Origin of the sequence: Burkholderia sp. BCC1996 (genome assembly GCF_905339955.1) — a bacterium.
Lineage (GTDB): Bacteria > Pseudomonadota > Gammaproteobacteria > Burkholderiales > Burkholderiaceae > Burkholderia.
The window spans coordinates 233,605-254,230 of record NZ_CAJPHM010000008.1; the positions used below are offsets into that span (position 1 = coordinate 233,605).

Sequence of the window (20,626 nt, forward strand, 5' to 3'; positions counted from 1 at the left end):
TTGAGTGACGGGAATGCACAGGCGGTTGCGCGCAATTGCAGGACGCGCGGTGCGGTGTATCAGGTCGGGAAAGTGGGGAAACGCGGCGCGCCGGATCGTCGCGCAGGCGGCGCAACGGGCGCACGGTGACGCGAGGGTGCGGTGAAGGCGACGGCGCGCGGGGCACCGGCGGTTAGGCCCGTCATGCGGGTGATTTCTGCTGAGGCGTGCATATCGATGTTCCGGCAGATGTGGTTGGCATCAGGGCGGGCATGCATCGGACGCTGCGTACAGCCGGACGGTGTGCCGTCGCGGCGAAGCGTGCCTAAGTGTAGTCGAGAAACGCGCAGCCGGTGGCGCGCGGCGCGCATGCGGTTCTGCCGGATTCGCGCGCGAGTGAGATACTTGAACGCTGCCGCTGCGCGCCGGGCAACCGGGCAGCGACGATAAGGACCGGCGGCGCCGGCACGCGCCCGCGTGCCGGCCGCCGTCTTCAACGAGGTACTGATTTCATGGTGAACGAGATGCTTGAAACCGCGACTGTGGGCGGCGGGTGCTTCTGGTGCACGGAGGCCGTGTTTCTGGACGTCGACGGCGTGACGGCCGTCCAGTCGGGCTATGCGGGCGGCCATACGCGCAATCCCGGCTATCGCGACGTCTGCGACGGCGACACCGGTCACGCGGAGGTCGTGAACGTGACGTTCGATCCGGCGCGCATCGGTTATCGCGAGATCCTCGAGATCTTCTTCGCGACGCACGATCCGACCCAGCTGAACCGGCAGGGCAACGACGTCGGCACGCAATACCGGTCGGTCGTGTTTACGCATTCCGACGCGCAGCGCGACGTCGCGCTCGACGTGATCCGCGAACTGGAGCGCGAGCAGGTGTTCGGGCAGCCGATCGTCACGCAGGTCGTGCCGCTCGACGGCAACTACTGGCCGGCCGAGGACTATCATCAGAACTATTACGCACGCAATCCGGGGCAGGGCTACTGCTCGGTCGTGATCGGGCCGAAGCTCGCGAAATTCCGCCAGAAGTTCTCGCACCGGCTGAAGTCGCAGCGCGGCGCGTAATCGACGCGTCAGCCGCAAGCGGCGCGGGCACCCGCGCCGCGCCCCCTACGCCGCCTCGCTGCGCCAGTGCGCGCACGCGGCGGCGATCTCGCGCGCGAGCGCGAGGCACGACAGCGGCGCGGAGCCTTCCGCCTTGTTGTTGATCGTGATGATCACCGGCTGTCCGGCCAGCGCGTAGCGCGCGGCCAGCTCGGCGAGCGCCGCGCGCGTTGCCGGGTCCTCGTCGACGAGCTTGTCGAACGGCTCGTACTTCGCTTTCGCCTGTTCGTACTTGAAGCCGCCGTGCAGGCTCCAGCGCACGATCAGCGGGCCCGGCGCATCGCCGTCGAGCAGCGCGAGCGCGGCCGCCTGGCGCAGCGGGTCGGGCATCCGCGCGTGCAGGCCGACGCAGTAGCGCACGCCGAGCGCCGCGAGCGCGCGGATGAAGCGCGGCGTGAGCAGGCTCGCGTCGCGGATCTCGATCGCGTAGCGCGTGCCGTCGGCGTCCGGCGGCAGCGGCGGCAATGCCGCGAAGAATGCCGACAGCCGGTCGATCAGCGCGGCCGGCTCGGCGAGCAGTTGATCGGGCATCGGCGAGAACTGGAACACCAGCACGCCGGCCTTCCGGCCGAGCCCTTCGAGGCACGGCTGCACGAATTCCCGGGTGGCGAGCTGCGCGTCGAGGAAGGTCGGGTTCGGGCCCGACGGCTCGCCGCGCCTGCCGCGCACGACCGCATCGGTGACGGACGCCGGCGCCTTCACGACGAAGCGGAAGTCGTCCGGCACCTGTTGCGCGTAGCGCAGGTAATCGGCCACCGACAGCGGCCCGTAGAACGACCGGTCGAGGCTCACGCTCTTCAGCAGCGGATGCGCGCCGTACGCCTCGAGCCCCTCGCGCGACAGCTTCGTCTGCGCGAAATCGCCGTCGTAGACGATGCCGTCCCAGCCGGGGAAATACCACGACGACGTGCCGAGCCGCACATTGGGCGGCAGCGCGGCCGCGGCGTCGGCGACTTCCGCGGAAACCGGGGCGGGCGGCACGCCGCGCCGGCGCCGGCTTTTCTTCGGCGGCGCGGCCGGTGGAGACGGTTCGTCCCACAGCAGGCCGGAGGCGGGGGGCGGTTCTACCGGCTCCTGGTCGGCGGAAGGGCGGGGCGATGCACGGCCGGGGCGCGCGGGCGACTTTGCCGGCCGCGCAGCGTCGTGCTCGTCCGGCGTCACGCGTGCGTCGGCACCTGCAGCGCTGTCGCCATCCGCGGGCGCGGCCGCGCCCGCGTCGTCGGGCGCCGCGCCGCCGAACAGGTCGAACTGCCCGTCGGCGTGCGATCCGTCCGGTTCGTCGCGCTGCTGTCGTTGCGGCGCCGTGTTGCGCCGCGTCCTGCCGTCACCCATGCATGCCCAGCGTGAAGTGCCGCCTAGCGCGGCAGCGTGTGTTCGTACATGTAGCGCCGCGACCACGGCAGCGTTTTCGCGCTGCGTCCGGCCTTGCGGCACACGATCTGGAAGATCGACACGTCGTCGTGTTCGAACGCATACGCGCAACCGGCGAGGTACACGCGCCAGATGCGGAATTTCTCGTCGTCGACGAGCGCGCGCGCCTGGTCCGCCTTCGCCTCGAAGTTCTCGGTCCAGATGTCGAGCGTGCGCGCATAGTGCCGCCGCAGGCTTTCGACGTCAATCGCCTCGAGCCCGCCGCGCTGCGCCGCTTCGAGCGCGAGGCTGATATGCGGCAGCTCGCCGTCCGGGAACACGTAGCGGTCGATGAATTCGCCGCCGCCGAGCGCCGTTTCGCCGCTTTCCGCGTCGGTCGACGTGATCCCGTGGTTCATCGCGATGCCGTCGTCGGTCAGCAGGTCGTGCACGCGCGAGAAATAGAGCGGCAGGTTCTTGCGGCCGACGTGCTCGAACATCCCGACGCTCGTGATGCGGTCGAACTGCCCGTCGATCTCGCGGTAGTCCTGCAGGCGGATCTCGATCTTGTCCTCGAGCCCGGCGGCCTTCACGCGCGCGGTCGCGAGATCGAACTGGTTCTGCGACAGCGTCACGCCCAGGCACGTCGCGCCGAACTTCTGCGCGGCGCGCAGCACGAGCGCGCCCCAGCCGCAGCCGATGTCGAGCAGGCGCTGGCCGGGCTCGAGCTGGATCTTGGTCAGGATGTGGTCGATCTTCTTGATCTGCGCGGTCGCGAGATCCTCGTCGCCGTTCTCGAAGTACGCGCACGAGTACACCATGTTCTCGTCGAGCCACAGCCGGTAGAACTCGTTCGAGACGTCGTAGTGATACTGGATCGCCTTCCGGTCGGTGTTCTTCGTGTGATTGAAGTAGCGCTTCACGCGCGCGAGCTTGCTCGCGCTGGTGACCGTGCTGCGCGCGAGCGAATAGCTGATGTTGATGATGTCCGACAGCCGGCCTTCGATGTCGATCTTGCCCTTCACGTACGCCTCGCCGAGATTGTCGAGGCTCGGTTCGAGCAGGAGCGGCAGCGCCGACGCGCTGTTGACCTTCAGCGTGACCTGCGGCGCGCTGAAGGTGCCGAAATCGAGTTGATCGCCGTTCCACAGCACGAGGCGCGCCGGTATGTTCGCTTTCGCCCGTACTTCGTCCGCCCACTGTGCCAGCTTCTTTTCCCAGAACATTTGGATTCTCCGTTTGTTCGTTGAATCGAATACAGCCAAGTATCTTGACCGGCGCCCGCCTCCTGCGAGGCGGGCGCCCGGATGCAACACGAGACACGACCGGCGAGCGGCACCGCGGCCGCGGTTCGGCTTACGGCGACAGGCGCGAGATCGTCCAGCTCGACGCCGCAGCGGCGTCGCGCGTATAGAGCAGGCGGTCGTGCAGCCGCGACGGGCGGCCCTGCCAGAACTCGATCGCGTCGGGCACGACGCGATAGCCGCCCCAGTGCGGCGGGCGCGGCGGGTTCTCGCCGTAGCGTTCGGCCACGTCCTTCTCGCGCGCTTCGAGCGTCGCGCGGCTGTCGATCACGGCGCTCTGCTCGGACGCCCACGCACCGATGCGCGAGCCGAGCGGGCGCGACGCGAAATAGCGGTCGCTTTCGTCGGCGCTGGTCTTTTCGATCCGGCCCTCGATGCGCACCTGGCGCTCGAGCTCGATCCAGTAGAACAGCAGTGCCGCGTACGGATGGGCGGCGAGGTCGCGCCCCTTGCGGCTTTCGTAATTGGTAAAGAAGACGAACCCGCGTTCGTCGACAGCCTTGATGAGCACGATGCGTGCCGACGGCCGGCCGTCGTCGCCGACGGTGGCGAGCGTCATCGTGTTGGGCTCGGGGAGCTTGGCGGCGAGCGCCTCCTTGAACCAGCGATCGAACTGGGCGAAGGGGTCGGGGGCGGCATCGGCTTCGTCGAGCGAAGCACGCGAATAGTTGATGCGGAGATCGGCGAGAGTCGTCATGTTATGCAAACGCTTCAATCTGGGGCCAGTATAGCGAACGCGCGAGAATCGTGCGTGCACAGTGGCGCGTGCCGGCGGGGAGTTCAGGCAAAATAGAGGGCTGCTCGACTTACGTTTTCCTTGCTGCCATGTCCGCTGCCGACACCGCCCCGCTCAGTTCCTCTGATCTTACCCCGACCCCGACAATCCAGCTTGACGTGGATCGCGAGCGCCGCTTCGGCGGCATCGCGCGGCTGTACGGCGCCCCGGCGCTCGCCGCGTTCGAGGGCGCGCACGTGGCCGTGATCGGCATCGGCGGCGTCGGGTCGTGGACGGCCGAGGCGCTCGCGCGCAGCGCGATCGGCACGCTGACGCTGATCGATCTCGACAACGTCGCCGAAAGCAACACGAACCGGCAGATCCACGCGCTCGACGGCAATTACGGCAAGCCGAAGGTCGACGCGATGGCCGAGCGGATCGCGCTGATCGATCCCGCGTGCCGCGTGAACCGGATCGAGGATTTCGCGGAACCCGACAACTTCGACGCGCTGCTCGGCGGCGGCTTCGACTACGTGATCGACGCGATCGACAGCGTGCGCACGAAGGTCGCGCTGATCGCGTGGTGCGTCGCGAAAGGGCAGCCGCTCGTCACGGTCGGCGGCGCAGGCGGGCAGCTCGACCCGACGCGCATCCGCATCGACGATCTCGCGCTGACGATCCAGGATCCGCTGCTGTCGAAGGTGCGTGCGCAGCTGCGCAAACAGCACGGCTTTCCGCGCGGGCCGAAGGCACGCTTCAAGGTCAGCGCCGTGTATTCGGACGAGCCGCTGATCTATCCGGAAGCGGCCGCGTGCGACATCGAGGATGGCGCGGAGCCGTCGACCGCCGCGCATGTCGCGGGGCTCAACTGCGCGGGGTTCGGTTCGAGCGTGTGCGTGACCGCGAGCTTCGGTTTCGCGGCCGCCGCGCATGCGTTGCGGGCGATCGCGGCGCGGGCCGCGGGTTGATCGGGGCGTCGAGCGACGCGCCAAGGAATGTTGCGGCGCGGCGGACCCGCCGCGCGCGACGAGGCGAGTCGGCCAGGCCGCCACGGCCCGGCCGGTCGTTCGTCAGTTGAGCGCCATGCTCAGCTTGCGCCGCCACGCGGCGACGAGTTCCGGGCGATCGCCCGCCAGCTCGAACACCGAGATCATCGTGCGGCGGCCGAGGTCGTCGCCATACGCGCGGTCGCGCAGCACGATTTCCAGCAACTGCTCGAGCGCGCCTTCGTACGCGCGGCGCGCGATCAGGCTCTGCGCGAGGTCGAAGCGTGCGTCGAGATCGGCGGGGTTCGCCGCGATGCGCGCCTCGAGCGCGTCGGTCGGCGGCAGGTCGGCCGTCGCGTCGAGCGCATCGAAACGGGTCTTGATCGCCTGGTAGCGCGGATCGGTGCCCTGCACGGTCTGCGGCGACAGGCGTTCGGCCTCGGCGCGTGCGGCGTCCACCTGGTTGTTCGCGAGCAGCAGTTCGATCAGGTCGAGCCGCGCGTCGTCGAAGCCGGGGTTCAGCGCGAGCGCCGCTTCGAGGTGGGTGATCGCATCGTCGTAGCGCGATTCGGCGATCGCGTATTGTGCGGCGCGGCGCTCCGCTTCGTCGGGCGCGGGCAGCAGCCGGTCGAGGAACGCGCGCAACTGGCCTTCCGGCAGCACGCCGATGAACTGGTCGACCGGGCGCCCGTCGGCGAACGCGATCACGTGCGGGATGCTGCGCGTCTGGAAGTGCGCGGCGAGCTCCTGGTTCTCGTCCACGTTCACCTTCACGAGCTTCCAGCGGCCTTCGTAGTCGGCTTCGAGCTTTTCGAGCAGCGGACCGAGCGTCTTGCAGGGGCCGCACCACGGCGCCCAGAAGTCGACCAGCACGGGCGTGTCCAGCGACGCCTCGATGACGTCTTTCTCGAAAGTGGCAAGCGTGGTGTCCATGTCGTTCTCTTCGGTTCGAATGTCGTCAGGATGGGGGCGGCGCGTCCCTTTTTCAACGCGGCTTCGACTCGGGCAGCGGAATCCACTCGGTTTCGCCGGGCACCTTGCCCATTTCCTGGTTCGTCCACGCCCGTTTCGCGCGCTCGATCGCGTCGCGGCTGCTGGCGACGAAGTTCCATTCGATGAAGCGCTCGCCGTCGATCTTGTCGCCGCCCAGCAGCATCGCGCGCGCGCCGTTGCCGCTCGCGAGCGTGACGGTGGCGCCCGGTGCGAGCACGGCCATCTGCTCGGCCGGCACCGGCGTGCCGTCGATCGACAGGTCGCCGTCGACCACGTAGACCGCGCGTTCCTCGTGCGATGCGTCGAGTTCGAGGCGGCTGCCGGCCACGAATTCGGCGGCGACGTACAGCGTGCGCGAGAACGTCGTGACGGGCGAGCGCAGGCCGAACGCGTCGCCGGCGATCAACGTGAGCGACACGCCGTTCTCGTCGCGCTTGGGCAGCGTGTCGGCCGCATGGTGCTCGAACGACGGCTCGGTGGTCTCGTTGGCAACCGGCAGCGCGACCCAGGTCTGGATCCCGTGCACCGTGTGGCCGCTCGCGCGCTGCGCGTCGGGCGTGCGCTCCGAGTGAACGATGCCGCGGCCGGCCGTCATCCAGTTCACGTCGCCCGGCACGATCTCCTGCAGCGAGCCGAGGCTGTCGCGGTGCAGGATCGCGCCGTCGAACAGGTAGGTGACGGTGGCGAGCCCGATATGCGGATGCGGGCGCACGTCGAGACCGGTGCCGGCCGGCAGCGTCGCGGGCCCCATGTGATCGAAGAAGATGAACGGGCCGACGAGGCGTGCGGCGAGCGCGGGCAGCGTGCGGCGCACCTGCAGGTTGCCGATGTCGCGGATGTGCGGCTTCAGCAGGGCTTTGATCGGATCGGTCATGGCGGGCCTCGTGGGGAACGGCAGGAATGCCGGTCATTGTACTGGCGGCACGGCGGCCACGCGTGCAACGGGCAGCCGGATGTCCGCCGCGCGATGCGGCCGTGGGGCAGGCACGCGTCGTGCAGCGCGGCCACGTCGCCGTGCCTGGCGCCGATTCCATGTGCGCCGCGCGGGTATCGGGTCGCGCGGCGAAATTCGGTAGACTGAGCGGCGTTCAGGAAACCATCCGACAAAATCGAGGAGACGCCGATGATGGCCCCGAAGGACTTGCTGCTCGCGCTGGTCGTGATCCTGGCGTGGGGCGTGAACTTCGTCGTGATCAAGGTTGGCCTGCACGGCATGCCGCCGATGCTGCTCGGCGCGCTGCGCTTCACGCTCGCCGCGGTGCCCGCGGTGTTCTTCGTGCGCCGGCCGCAGATTCCGTGGCGCATGCTGATCCTGTACGGCGCGACGATCCAGCTCGGCCAGTTCGTGCTCCTGTTTACCGGCATGTACGTCGGCATGCCGGCCGGCCTCGCGTCGCTCGTGCTGCAGTCACAGGCATTCTTCACGCTGGTGTTCGCGATGCTGTTCCTCGGCGAGCGGCTGCGCGTGCAGAGCCTGGTCGGGCTCGCGGTCGCCGCGGCCGGACTCGTCGTGATCGCTGCGCAGGGCGGCCGCGCGATGACGCTCGCGGGCTTCCTGCTGACCCTCTGCTCGGCCGCGATGTGGGCGTTCGGCAATATCGTCACGAAGAAGCTGGGCAAGGCCAACCTGGTGTCGCTCGTCGTGTGGGCGAGCCTCGTGCCGCCGGTGCCGTTCTTCCTGCTGTCGCTGTGGTTCGAGGGGCCGCAGCGGATCGAGGCCGCGCTGCTCGGGCTGAACGGCGCGTCGATCTTCGCGGTCGTCTATCTCGCGTTCGTCGCGACGCTGCTCGGCTACGGCTTGTGGAGCCGCCTGATGTCGCGTTATCCGGCCGCCCAGGTCGCGCAGTTCTCGCTGCTGGTGCCGATCGTCGGGCTCGCGTCGTCGGCGCTGCTGCTCGACGAGCATCTGACGGACGCGCAGCTGATCGGCGCCGCGCTCGTGATGGGCGGGCTCGCGGTGAACGTGTTCGGCGGGAAGCTCGCGCGCCGCTTCGCGGCGTCGTGACGCGCCGGCACGCAGCGCGTGCCGGCGGCGGGGAAGGGTGGCCGGTCAGGCCATCCGGCTCTTCGCGAGCGGCGGATTCGCGGCGAAGTAACGCTTGATGCCGCGGAAGATCGCGTCGGCCATCTGGTCGCGATAGCTGTCGTCGTTCAGCCGGCTTTCCTCTTCCGGATTGCTGATGAACGCCGTCTCGACGAGGATCGACGGAATGTCGGGCGCCTTCAGCACCGCGAACCCGGCCTGCTCGACCGAGCCCTTGTGCAGCTTGTTGATGCCGCCGACTTCCTTCAGCACGTAGTTGCCGTAGCGTAGCGAATCGCGGATCTGCGCGGTCGTCGACATGTCGAACAGCGCGCGGCTGACTGCCGCGTCCTGCGTCTTGATGTTGATGCCGCCGATCAGGTCGGACGAGTTCTCCTTGTTCGCGAGCCAGCGCGCCGCGGCGCTCGACGCGCCGTGGTCGGACAGCGCGAACACCGACGAGCCGCGCGCGGACGGCGTCGTGAACGCATCGGCGTGGATCGACACGAACAGGTCCGCGCCGACGCGGCGCGCCTTCTGCACGCGCACGTTCAGCGGCACGAAGAAGTCGGCGTCGCGCGTCATCATCGCGCGCATGTTCGGCGCGCCGTCGATCTTCGCGCGCAGCTTCTTCGCGATGTCGAGTGCCACGTGCTTCTCGTACGTGCCGCCGCCGCCGATCGCGCCCGGATCCTCGCCGCCGTGGCCCGGGTCGATCGCGACCGTCAGCAGGCGCACGGTGCCGCCCTTGCCGGATTTCGGCGCGGTGAACTTGTAGGTGTCGCCGTCGTCCTCGGTGTCGTCGCGGCGGGCGATGACGGGCGGCGGCTTGACGGCCGGCTTCGCGGGCGTGGCAGGCGAGGACGGCGTCGCGGCGGCCGGCGGCGTGCGCGGCGCGGCCGGCGTGTTCTGCGCGAAGCGCTGGAAGAACGCGTCGCTGTTGTCGTTGCCCGCGACGGGCGGCGTCGCCGGCCCGTTCAGCGCGCTCGGCGGCTGCACCTGCTGCGCGCGCGCGGTGTCGTTGAGCGCCTGTTCCTTGCGTTCCGTCTGCGCGATCAGGTCGGTCAGCGGATCGGGCGCGACGGCCGGATACAGGTCGAACACGAGCCGGTACTTGTAGGTGCCGACCGGCGGCAGCGTGAACACCTGCGGCTTCACCGAGCCTTTCAGGTCGAACACCATCCGCACCACGTGCGGCTGATACTGGCCGACGCGCACCGACTGGATCTGCGGATCGTTCGGCGCGATCTTCGACACGAGGTCGCGCAGCGCCTGGTCGAGATCGAGCCCGTTCAGGTCGACGACGAGCCGGTCGGGACCCTGCAGCAGCTGTTGGCTATTCTGCAGCGGCTGGTCGGATTCGATCGTGACGCGCGTGTAATCGCGCGCGGGCCATACACGCACGCCGAGCACCGACGACGCGTGCGCGAGGCGCGGCGCGACGAGGCCGAGCACCAGCGTCGACGCGCCCGCGCACAGGATCTGGCGGCGCCGCCAGTTGTGCGTGGCGGTGGCCGCCGATTCGATCGAGCGGAACGGTTTGATCAACATCTTTCGAGACATGCCTTTCCTGAAGCGCTGTACGCACGGACGGTGAGGGCGCGGCCGTCGCCATCCACGTCGAGCGAGAAAACCAGATCGGGCACGCCGAGCAGGGGGCCCGCCTGCTGCGGCCATTCGACGAGGCAGATCGCGCTGGAATTGAAATACTCGCGAAAGCCTGCATCGGACCATTCGGCCGGATCGTTGAATCGATACAGATCGAAGTGATAGACCTCAAGTTCCCCGTCGTCGCGCGCGAACGCGTACGGTTCGACCAGCGTGTAGGTCGGGCTGCGCACGCGCCCCGGGTGGCCGAGGCCGCGCAGGATCGCGCGCACGAGGGTCGTCTTGCCCGCGCCGAGGTCGCCGATCAGCTGGATCTGCAGCCCGTTGAACGCGTGTGCATGGGCGAGTTCGCTGCGCGCCGCGTCGAGCGCGTGCGCGAAGCGGGTGCCGAAGGCCTCGGTCGCCGCTTCGTCGGCGAGTGCGATCACGCGCTCCGCGAGCGGGGCGGGCAGCGTGTCGGCATGAGGCGTATGGGACGTGGCTGGCATTCTCGTAAAATAGTGCGATGAACCGATTACCGGAACTCGCCGCATCCGACAGGCCTTCGACTCGTGCCGAAGGCGCGGCGCCGTGCGCGCTCGATGATGCGACGTTGACTGCGCTCGCCGCGCGCATCAGGGCGTGGGGGCGCGAATTGGGTTTCGGGGCGATAGGCATCAGCGATACCGATCTCTCGGATGCCGAAGCAGGCCTCGCCGCCTGGCTGGAAGCCGGGTACCACGGCGAAATGGATTATATGGCGAAACACGGGATGAAACGCGCGCGGCCGGCCGAACTTGTGGCCGGTACGCGACGCGTGATTTCCGCGCGGCTCGCCTATCTGCCGGCCGAAACGCTCGCCGCCGACGCGCCCGATGCGTCATCCGGCGCGCTCGCGCCGCACGACTGGCGCGGCCGCGAGCGCGCGCGTCTCGACGATCCGCAGGCGGCCGTCGTGTCGATCTACGCACGCGGCCGCGACTATCACAAGGTGCTGCGCAACCGGCTGCAGACGCTCGCGGAGCGCATCGAGCGCGAGATCGGCGCATTCGGCTACCGCGTGTTCACCGATTCGGCGCCGGTGCTCGAGGTCGAGCTCGCGCAGAAGGCCGGGGTCGGCTGGCGCGGCAAGCATACGCTGTTGCTGCAGCGCGACGCGGGTTCGCTGTTCTTCCTCGGCGAAATCTACGTCGACGTGCCGCTGCCGACCGACGCGCAAACGGCGCCCGAGCGCGCGCCCGAGACGCCCGGCGCGCACTGCGGCAGCTGCACGCGCTGCATCGCCGCGTGCCCGACGGGCGCGATCGTCGAACCGTATCGCGTCGACGCGCGCCGCTGCATCTCGTACCTGACGATCGAACTGAAAGGCAGCATTCCGGAGCCGCTGCGGCCGCTGATCGGCAACCGCGTGTACGGTTGCGACGACTGCCAGCTCGTGTGTCCGTGGAACAAGTTCGCGCAGGCCGCGCCCGTCGCCGATTTCGACGTGCGGCACGGGCTCGACCGCGCGACGCTCGTCGAGCTGTTCGCGTGGGACGCCGATGCGTTCGACACGCGGATGCAGGGCAGCGCGATCCGGCGCATCGGTTACGAAAGCTGGCTGCGCAATCTCGCGGTCGGGCTCGGCAATGCGTTGCGCGCGCCGGCCGATCGGCTCGCACCCGAAGCGCGCACCGCGATCGTCGCCGCGTTGCGCGCACGGGCCGACGATCCGTCGCCGGTCGTGCGCGAGCATGTCGAATGGGCGCTGCGTGCCGCATGAAGGCGGCGTAAAGTGTCGTCGGCGCGCGGCGGCGCCGCGTGTTTCACCGGTCAGGAGAAGTTCATGTTCAACGCAGTCATCGACGCGCCGTTCGGCAAGGTCGGCATCCGCACCGATGCCGCGGTGGTGCGCGAGATCGTCTATCTGCCCGAGTCGGTCGAGTCGGTCGATCCGGATTCGCCGCTCGCGAAGCGCGCGGTCGAGCAGATCGAACGTTATTTCGAGCGTGCGTCGGCGCGCTTCGACCTGCCGCTCGCCGACGTCGGCAGTGCATTCCAGCACCGCGTGTGGAACGTGATCAGCGACATTCCGCCGGGCACGGTGCTGACTTACGGGCAGGTCGCGAAGCGGATCGGCAGCGCGCCGCGCGCGGTCGGCCAGGCGTGCGGCGCGAACTATTTCCCGCTCGTGATCCCGTGTCATCGCGTCGTCGCGGCCGGCGGCCTCGGCGGTTTCGCGAATCACGACGACAATGGCTATTACCAGAAAGTGAAGCGCTGGCTGCTGGCGCATGAAGGCGTGCCGTACTGATGAGCGAACCGTTGCTTTCCCCTGATTCCGATTCCGCATCCGACGCCAGCGATGGCGCGGCGGCCGCATCGCCCGCGCTGCTCGCGAGCCGCGCGTCGATCGACGTGTTCTGCGATGCGCTGTGGCTCGAGCACGGGCTCGCGCGCAACACGCTCGATGCGTACCGGCGCGACCTGGCGCTGTTTTCGCAATGGCTGGCCGCGACGCACGACACGTCGCTCGACTCGGCCGACGAAGCGATGGTGACCGGCTACATCGCCGCGCGCAGTGACGGCAAGGCAACATCGTCGAACCGGCGGTTGTCGGTGTTCCGGCGCTATTACGGCTGGGCCGTGCGCGAGCGTCACGCGAGCGCGGACCCGACGCTGCGGATCACGTCGGCGAAGCAGGCCGCGCGGTTTCCGTCGACGCTGTCCGAGGCGCAGGTCGAAGCGCTGCTCGGCGCGCCCGACATCGGCACGCCGCTCGGCCTGCGCGATCGCACGATGCTCGAGCTGATGTATGCGAGCGGGCTGCGCGTGAGCGAGCTCGTGACGCTGAAGACCGTCGAGGTCGGGCTCAACGAGGGTGTCGTGCGTGTGATGGGCAAGGGTTCGAAGGAGCGGCTCGTGCCGTTCGGCGAAGTCGCGCACGGCTGGATCGAACGCTATCTGCGCGACGCGCGGCCCGCGTTGCTCGGCGCGCGCGCGGCCGACGCGCTGTTCGTGACCGCGCGCGGCGACGGGATGACGCGCCAGCAGTTCTGGAACATCATCAAGCGCCACGCGCAGCAGGCCGATGTGCGCGCGCACCTGTCGCCGCATACGCTGCGCCACGCGTTCGCGACGCACCTGCTGAACCACGGCGCCGACCTGCGCGTCGTGCAGCTGCTGCTCGGCCACAGCGACATCTCGACCACGCAGATCTACACGCACGTCGCGCGCGAGCGGCTGAAGACGCTGCACGCGCAACACCACCCGCGCGGCTAGCGCGGCGCGCGCGGGCCCACGCGCGCGATGCGGCCAGCGCCGCGCGTCACGCGAGTGCGCGCAGCTTGTGCTTCAGCACCTTGCCCGTCGATGCGGCGGGCAGCGCATCGAGCACGCGGATGCGCGCGGGGCGCTTGTACGGCGCGAGCCGTTGCGCGCACCACGCCTGCAGCGCGGCCTCGGTCGCGGCCGCGCCCGGCACCAGCTCGACGAACGCGAGCACTTCCTCGTTGCCCTCGACCGCGCGGCCGACGACGGCCGCCTGCACGACGTCCGGGTGCGCGTTCAGCACCTGTTCGACCTCGACCGGATACACGTTGAAGCCCGAGCGGATGATCAGCTCCTTGCTGCGGCCCGCGATCGTCACCGAGCCGTCCGCTGCCTGGCGCGCGAGATCGCCGGTGCTGAGCCAGCCGTCCGGCGACACGGCCGCGCGCGTCGCGTCCGCGTTGCGGTAGTAGCCGAGCATCACGTTCGGCCCGCGCACGCGGATTTCGCCCACTTCGCCCGGCGGCACGGCGGTGCCGTCCGCTGCGACGATCCGCATCTCGACGCCCGGGATCGGCACGCCGACCGAGCAGTCGGTACGCGGCGCGTCGAGCGGCGTCTGCGTGATCGTCGGGCTGCTCTCGGTCATGCCGTAGCCGTTGTGCAGCGGCACGCCGTACACGCGTTCGACGCGCGCCTTCAGGTCGGCGTCGAGCGGCGAGCCGCCCGAATACGCGAAGCGCAGCCGCGGCGCGCGCCATGCGTGCGCGTGCGTGTGCAGGTGCTCGAGCAGTTTCGCGTGCATCGCGGGCACGCCCTGGAAGATCGTTACGCCTTCGTCGGCGAGCGCGACGCGCACGGCCTCGGGCGCGAAGCGCGGCGCGAGCCGCAGCGTCGCCCCCGCGTACAGGCTGCCGAGGCAGACCGACGCGAGCCCGTACACGTGCGACACGGGCAGCACCGTATAGACGACGTCGTCGGGCGACACGCCGCGCAGCGCACTCGACGTCGCCGCGATGAACAGCAGGTTGCGGTGCGACAGCATCACGCCTTTCGGCGTACCCGTCGTGCCGGTCGTGTAGATCAGCGCCGCGCACTGCGCGGCCCCGTCGGGTGCCACCGGCTCGGCGGGCGCGCTCGCGTCGACGCGGTACGACCACGCGCCGATGTCGACCGGCAGCGCGTCGGCGGGCGTCGCGTCGTGGCGTGCCGCGTGCGTGCGCGCATCGGGCGATGCTTCCGTCGCGAACGCGATCAGCTTCGGCCGCGCGTGCGCGGCGATCGCATCGAGCTCGCCGGCCGACAGCCGCGCGTTCGACACGAGCGCCCAAGCGTCGACGCGCGCGGCCGCGAACAGCAGCACGATCTGCGCGACGCTGTTTTCCGCGACGATCATCACGCGATCGCCGCCGCGCACGCCGAGGCGCGCGAGCCGCTCGGCGGCCGCATCGACGGCCCGCGCCAGCTCGCCGTACGACAGGCGGCGCGCGTCTTCGATCAGCGCCGGCTGCGCGGGCGCTTGCGCGGCCCAGCGGGCGGGCACGTCGGCGATGCGGCCGGGCAGCGCGGCGAGCAGTGCCGCGACGTCGAGCGGCGCGGATGAGCGGACAGGCGAGGACATGGCGTCTCCAGAAGAAGGGCCGGGCGGTGGCGCGGCGAGTTTTGCGAACGATCGTGCCATGGCGGCGGGCGCGCCACAATCGGTCAATCGGGCAATAGCGGTTCGCGATGTCCGCAATGATGCCGGCGCGGCGCGGCGCGGATCGGCTCGACGCGGCTGCGGCTGCGCTCGCCCCGGGACAAAAGGGCCGCGAGTATACCGCCGGCGCCCGGTACGCTGTCGCGAAGGCGAAGGCGTGATGCGCTCGTGTGCAATGGTGTGCGATGCATGCGATGGCCGCAACGCCGCCCGCCCGCCGGTCGTTCGCCATTAAAATGCCGCCATGAGCAAATCCAGACACGTGTCCGAGACACCCGCGACCCAGCTGCTGCGCCGCCACGGCGTCGCGTTCGGCGAGCATCCGTACGATTACGTCGAGCACGGCGGCACCGGCGAGTCGGCGCGCCAGCTCGGCGTCGACGAGCACAGCGTCGTGAAGACGCTCGTGATGGAGGACGAGCACGCGAAGCCGCTGATCGTGCTGATGCATGGCGACCGCACGGTGTCGACCAAGAACCTCGCGCGGCAGATCGGCGCGAAACGCGTCGAGCCGTGCAAGCCCGACGTCGCGAACCGCCATTCCGGCTATCTGGTCGGCGGCACGTCGCCGTTCGGCACGCGCAAGACGATGCCCGTGTACGTCGAGTCGACCATCCTCGAATTGCCGGCGATCTACCTGAACGGCGGCCGCCGCGGCTACCTTGTCAGCCTCGCGCCGGCGGTACTCACGACGCTGCTCGGCGCGACGCCCGTGCAGTGCGCGAGCGTCGACTGAGGGTTTCACCTTCGTGGCAGGCCGCGCTCGTTCGGTAGAATGGGCGCCGTTTCGGCCGGTCGGCCCGCACGGCCGGCTGCCACGGCCTGCCGGCGGTTCGCCGCGGCGGCGCCTGCCCCGACGGGCCGGCCTGCCGCGCCCGGCCGTCCCTTTACCGATACGTTGAAAGAAGAGTTTTCCGCATGCAGATCCTGCTCGCCGCACTTGTTGCCTACCTGATCGGTTCGGTGTCGTTCGCCGTCGTCGTCAGCGCCGCGATGGGCCTGGCCGATCCCCGTTCGTACGGGTCGAAGAATCCCGGCGCGACCAACGTGCTGCGCAGCGGCAACAAGAAGGCCGCGATCCTGACGCTCGTCGGCGACGCGTTCAAGGGCTGGTTCGCCGTCTGGCTCGCGCGGCACTTCGGGCTGTCCGACGTCGCCGTCGCGTGGGTCGCGATCGCCGTGTTCCTCGGCCACCTCTATCCGGTGTTCTTCCGCTTCCAGGGCGGCAAGGGCGTCGCGACCGCGGCCGGCGTGCTGCTCGCCGTGCACCCGGTGCTCGGCCTCGCGACCGCGCTGACCTGGCTGATCGTCGCGTTCTTCTTCCGCTATTCGTCGCTCGCGGCGCTGGTGGCGGCCGTGTTCGCACCGGTGTTCGACGTGTTCCTGTTCGGCACCGGCCACAACCCGGTCGCGTGGGCCGTGCTCGCGATGAGCGTGCTGCTCGTGTGGCGTCACCGCGGCAATATCTCGAAGCTGCTGGCGGGGCAGGAAAGCCGGATCGGCGACAAGAAGAAGGCGGCGTCCGACGGCGGCGCGCAGGACGGCGGGAAGGCCTGAGGAAGGGGATTGCCGCCGCCCGCCGGGGCGCCCCGCATGCGGGGCCCGGCGGCGCGGCGTGATCGGTGACGGCGCGGTCGACGGCGCGCTTGACGGCGCGGCCGACCGCGTCGATCAGTCGCGGAAGTTGTTGAAGTCGAGCGGGGTGTCGGTCACGTCCTTGCGCAGCATCGCGATCACGCTCTGCAAGTCGTCGCGCTTCGTGCCGGCCACGCGCACCGCGTCGCCCTGGATGCTCGCCTGCACCTTGATCTTGCTGTCTTTCACGAGCCTGACGATCTTCTTCGCGAGGTCGCCCGTCACGCCCTTCTTCACGGTGACGACCTGCTTGACCTTGTCGCCGCCGATCTTCTCGACCTTGCCGTAGTCGAGGAAGCGCACGTCGACGTTGCGCTTCGCGAGCTTGTTGATCAGCACGTCCTTGACCTGGCCGAGCTTGAAATCGTCGTCGGCGAACAGCGTCAGCTCGCGCTCCTTCTGCTCGACGCGCGCGTCGGAGCCCTTGAAGTCGAAGCGCGTCGAGATTTCCTTGTTCGACTGCTCGATGGCGTTCTTCACTTCGATCATGTTCGCTTCGGAAACGACGTCGAACGATGGCATGGCATTCTCCCTTGAGATGCGGGCGCCCGGCTCGCGCGCGGGCACTCGCTATAATTGCGGACTGTTTGCCATTTTACCGATGCCCCTCCGTTTGCCCAAGGCCGGCTGTCTGCCCGCCCGGCGGACGTGAACGCGAATGCCGATGCCTCCTGACGATTCCGCCCTGTCGCTGCTCCCCGACCATCCGCTCGCCGCGCACAACACGTTCGGCATTGCCGCGAAGGCGCGCTTTGCCGCGCGCGTCACGCATGCGGCGCAGTTCGAGGCGCTGCACCGCGACCCGCGCGTCGCATCGCTGCCGCAGCTTGTGCTCGGCGGCGGCAGCAACGTCGTGTTCACGCGCGATTTCGACGGCGTCGTGCTGCTCGACGAGATCGCCGGCCGTCGCGTCGTGCGCGAGGACAACGACGCGTGGTACGTCGAGGCCGGCGGCGGCGAGACCTGGCACGCGTTCGTCGCGTGGACGCTCGAGCACGGGATGCCGGGCCTCGAGAACCTTGCACTGATTCCGGGCACCGTCGGCGCCGCGCCGATCCAGAACATCGGCGCATACGGCCTCGAGATGAAGACCTATTTCGATTCGCTGGTCGCCGTCGAGCTCGCGACGGGGCGCAGCGAGCGCTTCGACGCCGCGCGCTGCGGGTTCGGCTATCGCGACAGCTTCTTCAAGCGGGAAGGGCGCGGCCGCTTCGCGATCGTCGCCGTGACGTTCCGGCTGCCCAAGCGCTGGACGCCGCGGCTCGGCTACGCGGACGTCACGCGCGAGCTCGACGCACGCGGCATCGCGCCGGACGCCGCGACCCCGCGCGACGTGTTCGACGCCGTTGTCGCGATTCGCCGCGCGAAGCTGCCCGATCCGCTCGTGCTCGGCAACGCGGGCAGTTTCTTCAAGAATCCGGTGATCGACGTCGCGCAGTTCGACGCGCTGCGCGCGCGCGCCCCCGAAGTCGTGTCGTATCCGCAGCCGGACGGGCAGGTGAAGCTCGCGGCCGGCTGGCTGATCGACCGCTGCGGCTGGAAAGGGCGCGCGCTCGGCGCGGCGGCCGTGCACGACCGGCAGGCGCTCGTGCTGGTCAATCGCGGCGGCGCGACGGGCGCCGACGTGCTCGCGCTGGCGCGCGCGATCCAGGACGACGTGCGCGAACGGTTCGGCGTCGAGCTCGAACCCGAGCCCGTGTGCCTGTAACGCGGTGTTGCGCCGCGCGGTTCATTCGCGTTCGTCCGACCCAACAAAAAAGCGCCGATCGACGACGATCGGCGCTTTTTTCGCATGCCGCGCGGATGGCGGCGATGCGCGCGGCGGTCAGTGCTTGAGGCGGCCGAGCAGCAGGAACTCCATCAGCGCCTTCTGCACGTGCAGGCGGTTTTCCGCCTCGTCCCACACGACGCTCTGCGGGCCGTCGATCACGCCGGCCGTCACTTCCTCGCCGCGGTGCGCGGGCAGGCAGTGCATGAAGAGCGCGTCGGGATTCGCGTGCCCCATCATTTCCTCGTCGACGCACCAGTCGGCAAACGCCTGCTTGCGCGCTTCGTTCTCGGCTTCGAAGCCCATGCTCGTCCACACGTCGGTCGTCACGAGATCGGCGCCCTTGCACGCTTCGTTCGGATCGTCGAACACCTCGTAGAACGGCGCGCTGTCCGGCGCCACCAGCTTCATGTCGAGCGCATAGCCCGGCGGCGTCGACAGGCGCAGCTTGAAGCCGAGGATCTGCGCGGCTTCGATCCACGTGTACAGCATGTTGTTCGCATCGCCGACCCACGCGACCGTCTTGCCGGCGATCGGGCCGCGGTGCTCGTAGTACGTGAAGATGTCGGCGAGCACCTGGCACGGGTGGTATTCGTTGGTCAGGCCGTTGATCACCGGCACGCGGGAGTTTTCCGCGAAGCGCGTGATCACGTCCTGCTCGAACGTGCGGATCATGATGATGTCGACCATCCGCGAGATGACCTGCGCGGAATCCTCGACCGGCTCGCCGCGGCCGAGCTGCGTGTCGCGCGTGCTCATGAACACCGCGTGGCCGCCGAGCTGGAAGATGCCGGCTTCGAACGACAGGCGCGTGCGCGTCGAGCTCTTCTCGAAGATCATCGCGAGCGTGCGGTCGTGCAGCGGGTGATAGGTCTCGTAGTTCTTGAACTTGCGCTTCAGGATACCCGTGCGTTCGAGCACGTACTCGTAGTCTTCCAGCGAGAAATCCTTGAACTGCAGGTAGTGACGAATGGTTTTGGCGGTCATGAAACGAAATACGGCGGGTCTGAACCGGCCGCGGGGCCGGACGGCGCCGCCGTCGGGTGTGGATAACTCAAAGCAGCATAAAGGATTTTCTGTGCTTTGACGAGCCGCGACGAAAACCGGGTTGGGATCGTGGCGCACGCTGGAAGGCGCCGGAAGAGGGGCGGCGAGACGACGCGCGATGCCGCGCTGCGGTATAATCCAAAAGTTTTCTCCAGCCCGGCAGGCAAGCCTCTTCGCGCTCTGCCGGACACAAGCCATGCGCTGCACAAATCCGGTGCGGCGCGTCGGCGGCACGCCTCGACAGCCTGTTTTTTCGGGATATCGGAGCGCGAGTGCCGCTGTCCGCTCGAGCTTTGTGTTCGCGTATCCGGGCGCTGTCGCCTGGACATCGCCGGGCCGTCACTTGGGTAACCACATGGCTGAAACCCCTCCGACCGAATTCTTCATCCAGGGCATTACGAAAGACGGGAAAAAGTTTCGCCCGAGCGACTGGTCGGAGCGTCTGGCCGGCGTGATGGCCTGCTTCGGGCCCGGTGCGAGCGGGCCGAACGCGCGCCTGAAATATTCGCTGTACGTGCGCCCGACGATGCTCGGCGACCTCAAATGCGTGATCCTCGATTCCCGGCTGCGCGACGTCGAGCCGATGGCGTTCGATTTCGTGCTGAATTTCGCGAAGGACAACAACCTCGTCGTCACCGAGGCGTGCGAGCTGCCGGACTACCGCGAGAAGAAGTGAGTTCGACGGGCGAGGGCGCGTGCCGCGCCCCTGCCTGGCGGTCGCCCGGCGCGATGCGCGGGCGACGCACAGCAAAAAAGCCCGCCTAGGCGGGCTTTTTTGCGATCGCAGGAAACAGGAGCGCCCGCCGAAGCGGGCACGCCGGATTTACGCTGCTGCCTGCAGACCCTTGACGGCTGCGGCGAGGCGGCTCTTGCTGCGAGCGGCCTTGTTCTTGTGAACGATCTTCTTGTCGGCGATCGTGTCGATCGTCTTCACGGCAGCCTTGAACAGCTCGGCAGCCTTTGCCTGGTCGCCGGCTTCAACAGCCTTGCGAACCGACTTGATCGCGGTACGGAATTTCGAGCGCAGCGCCGAGTTGTGCGAATTTGCCTTCGCGGCTTGGCGGGCGCGCTTGCGTGCTTGTGCGGAGTTAGCCATGACGGTTCCTTATCCTGTCCTGTTTCCAGAGCTTGGAGCCTGACGGCCAAGCGCTGCTTTTCGATCCGTCCCCTGAGAGCGAT

21 protein-coding genes are annotated in these 20,626 nt (G+C 68.9%); 10 read left to right on the forward strand and 11 right to left on the reverse strand.

Features of this window, described 5'->3' with window-relative positions:
* Window positions 1–491: 491 nt before the first annotated feature.
* Window positions 492–1,052: a peptide-methionine (S)-S-oxide reductase MsrA gene (gene msrA / locus U4Z64_RS14545; RefSeq protein ID WP_044844456.1), complete on the forward strand. Its 561-nt coding sequence runs from the start codon at window positions 492–494 to the stop codon at window positions 1,050–1,052.
* A 45-nt stretch (window positions 1,053–1,097) separates the two neighbouring features.
* Here the strand turns inward: msrA and U4Z64_RS14550 are convergent, their stop codons facing one another.
* The 3 genes from U4Z64_RS14550 to pdxH all read right to left on the reverse strand — a co-directional run bounded on the left by U4Z64_RS14550 (window position 1,098) and on the right by pdxH (window position 4,442).
* A complete protein-coding gene (locus U4Z64_RS14550; protein ID WP_321820313.1) occupies window positions 1,098–2,423 on the reverse strand; it encodes a DUF72 domain-containing protein in 1,326 nt (441 codons plus the stop codon).
* 23 nt (window positions 2,424–2,446) lie between these two features.
* Complete coding sequence (locus U4Z64_RS14555) at window positions 2,447–3,667, reverse strand: cyclopropane-fatty-acyl-phospholipid synthase family protein (protein ID WP_321820314.1); 1,221 nt, start codon at window positions 3,665–3,667, stop codon at window positions 2,447–2,449.
* 130 nt (window positions 3,668–3,797) lie between these two features.
* A complete protein-coding gene (gene pdxH, locus U4Z64_RS14560) occupies window positions 3,798–4,442 on the reverse strand; it encodes a pyridoxamine 5'-phosphate oxidase (protein ID WP_321820315.1) in 645 nt (214 codons plus the stop codon).
* Window positions 4,443–4,570: 128 nt separating this feature from the next.
* Here pdxH and tcdA point away from each other — a divergent pair, with 128 nt between their 5' ends.
* Complete coding sequence (gene tcdA, locus U4Z64_RS14565) at window positions 4,571–5,428, forward strand: tRNA cyclic N6-threonylcarbamoyladenosine(37) synthase TcdA (protein ID WP_044848556.1); 858 nt, start codon at window positions 4,571–4,573, stop codon at window positions 5,426–5,428.
* Window positions 5,429–5,530: 102 nt separating this feature from the next.
* On the opposite strand, the gene trxA is transcribed toward tcdA, so the two are convergent.
* A complete protein-coding gene (gene trxA, locus U4Z64_RS14570) occupies window positions 5,531–6,379 on the reverse strand; it encodes a thioredoxin (protein WP_044848557.1) in 849 nt (282 codons plus the stop codon).
* Window positions 6,380–6,431: 52 nt separating this feature from the next.
* On the reverse strand, window positions 6,432–7,313 hold the full coding sequence (locus U4Z64_RS14575; protein WP_321820316.1) for a pirin family protein: 882 nt from the start codon (window positions 7,311–7,313) through the stop codon (window positions 6,432–6,434).
* A 252-nt stretch (window positions 7,314–7,565) separates the two neighbouring features.
* On the opposite strand from U4Z64_RS14575, the gene U4Z64_RS14580 reads away from it, so the two are divergent.
* Window positions 7,566–8,444, forward strand: coding sequence for an EamA family transporter (locus U4Z64_RS14580; protein WP_185640843.1), 879 nt, complete (start codon window positions 7,566–7,568; stop codon window positions 8,442–8,444).
* 45 nt (window positions 8,445–8,489) lie between these two features.
* Here U4Z64_RS14580 and U4Z64_RS14585 read toward each other — a convergent pair whose 3' ends face one another.
* On the reverse strand, window positions 8,490–10,025 hold the full coding sequence (locus U4Z64_RS14585) for an N-acetylmuramoyl-L-alanine amidase (protein WP_321820317.1): 1,536 nt from the start codon (window positions 10,023–10,025) through the stop codon (window positions 8,490–8,492).
* Window positions 10,007–10,558 carry a tRNA (adenosine(37)-N6)-threonylcarbamoyltransferase complex ATPase subunit type 1 TsaE gene (gene tsaE / locus U4Z64_RS14590; RefSeq protein WP_044848561.1) on the reverse strand — a complete coding sequence of 184 codons (552 nt, stop codon included), beginning with the start codon at window positions 10,556–10,558 and terminating at the stop codon, window positions 10,007–10,009. The genes U4Z64_RS14585 and tsaE overlap by 19 nt, the downstream gene beginning before the upstream one ends.
* Window positions 10,559–10,575: 17 nt before the next feature.
* Between tsaE and queG the strand changes: the two genes are divergently transcribed.
* From queG to xerD, 3 genes are all read left to right on the forward strand, one after another.
* Window positions 10,576–11,811, forward strand: a complete 1,236-nt coding sequence (gene queG, locus U4Z64_RS14595; protein ID WP_321820318.1) for a tRNA epoxyqueuosine(34) reductase QueG — start codon at window positions 10,576–10,578, stop codon at window positions 11,809–11,811.
* A 63-nt stretch (window positions 11,812–11,874) separates the two neighbouring features.
* On the forward strand, window positions 11,875–12,342 hold the full coding sequence (locus U4Z64_RS14600) for a methylated-DNA--[protein]-cysteine S-methyltransferase (RefSeq protein ID WP_321820319.1): 468 nt from the start codon (window positions 11,875–11,877) through the stop codon (window positions 12,340–12,342).
* On the forward strand, window positions 12,342–13,310 hold the full coding sequence (gene xerD, locus U4Z64_RS14605; protein ID WP_321809393.1) for a site-specific tyrosine recombinase XerD: 969 nt from the start codon (window positions 12,342–12,344) through the stop codon (window positions 13,308–13,310). Before U4Z64_RS14600 ends, xerD begins: the two co-directional genes overlap by 1 nt.
* A 46-nt stretch (window positions 13,311–13,356) precedes the next feature.
* Here xerD and U4Z64_RS14610 read toward each other — a convergent pair whose 3' ends face one another.
* Window positions 13,357–14,919 (reverse strand): class I adenylate-forming enzyme family protein, encoded by a 1,563-nt coding sequence (locus U4Z64_RS14610; protein ID WP_321820320.1) that lies wholly within the window; start codon window positions 14,917–14,919, stop codon window positions 13,357–13,359.
* Window positions 14,920–15,241: 322 nt separating this feature from the next.
* Between U4Z64_RS14610 and ybaK the strand changes: the two genes are divergently transcribed.
* Window positions 15,242–15,733, forward strand: coding sequence for a Cys-tRNA(Pro) deacylase (ybaK, locus tag U4Z64_RS14615; RefSeq protein ID WP_321820321.1), 492 nt, complete (start codon window positions 15,242–15,244; stop codon window positions 15,731–15,733).
* 182 nt (window positions 15,734–15,915) lie between these two features.
* Window positions 15,916–16,554 (forward strand): glycerol-3-phosphate 1-O-acyltransferase PlsY, encoded by a 639-nt coding sequence (gene plsY, locus U4Z64_RS14620; RefSeq protein ID WP_044848567.1) that lies wholly within the window; start codon window positions 15,916–15,918, stop codon window positions 16,552–16,554.
* 114 nt (window positions 16,555–16,668) lie between these two features.
* Here the strand turns inward: plsY and U4Z64_RS14625 are convergent, their stop codons facing one another.
* Complete coding sequence (locus U4Z64_RS14625; RefSeq protein ID WP_014896235.1) at window positions 16,669–17,154, reverse strand: YajQ family cyclic di-GMP-binding protein; 486 nt, start codon at window positions 17,152–17,154, stop codon at window positions 16,669–16,671.
* Window positions 17,155–17,290: 136 nt separating this feature from the next.
* Between U4Z64_RS14625 and murB the strand changes: the two genes are divergently transcribed.
* A complete protein-coding gene (gene murB, locus U4Z64_RS14630; protein WP_321820322.1) occupies window positions 17,291–18,340 on the forward strand; it encodes a UDP-N-acetylmuramate dehydrogenase in 1,050 nt (349 codons plus the stop codon).
* 117 nt (window positions 18,341–18,457) lie between these two features.
* Here the strand turns inward: murB and argF are convergent, their stop codons facing one another.
* Window positions 18,458–19,387, reverse strand: coding sequence for an ornithine carbamoyltransferase (argF, locus tag U4Z64_RS14635; RefSeq protein WP_124486968.1), 930 nt, complete (start codon window positions 19,385–19,387; stop codon window positions 18,458–18,460).
* Between the two features lie 415 nt (window positions 19,388–19,802).
* Here argF and U4Z64_RS14640 point away from each other — a divergent pair, with 415 nt between their 5' ends.
* Window positions 19,803–20,123 (forward strand): DUF3579 domain-containing protein, encoded by a 321-nt coding sequence (locus U4Z64_RS14640; protein WP_321820323.1) that lies wholly within the window; start codon window positions 19,803–19,805, stop codon window positions 20,121–20,123.
* Between the two features lie 147 nt (window positions 20,124–20,270).
* Here U4Z64_RS14640 and rpsT read toward each other — a convergent pair whose 3' ends face one another.
* The gene (rpsT, locus tag U4Z64_RS14645) at window positions 20,271–20,543 is read right to left on the reverse strand and encodes a 30S ribosomal protein S20 (protein ID WP_006482211.1); all 273 of its coding nucleotides are present in this window, start codon (window positions 20,541–20,543) and stop codon (window positions 20,271–20,273) included.
* Window positions 20,544–20,626: the final 83 nt, after the last annotated feature.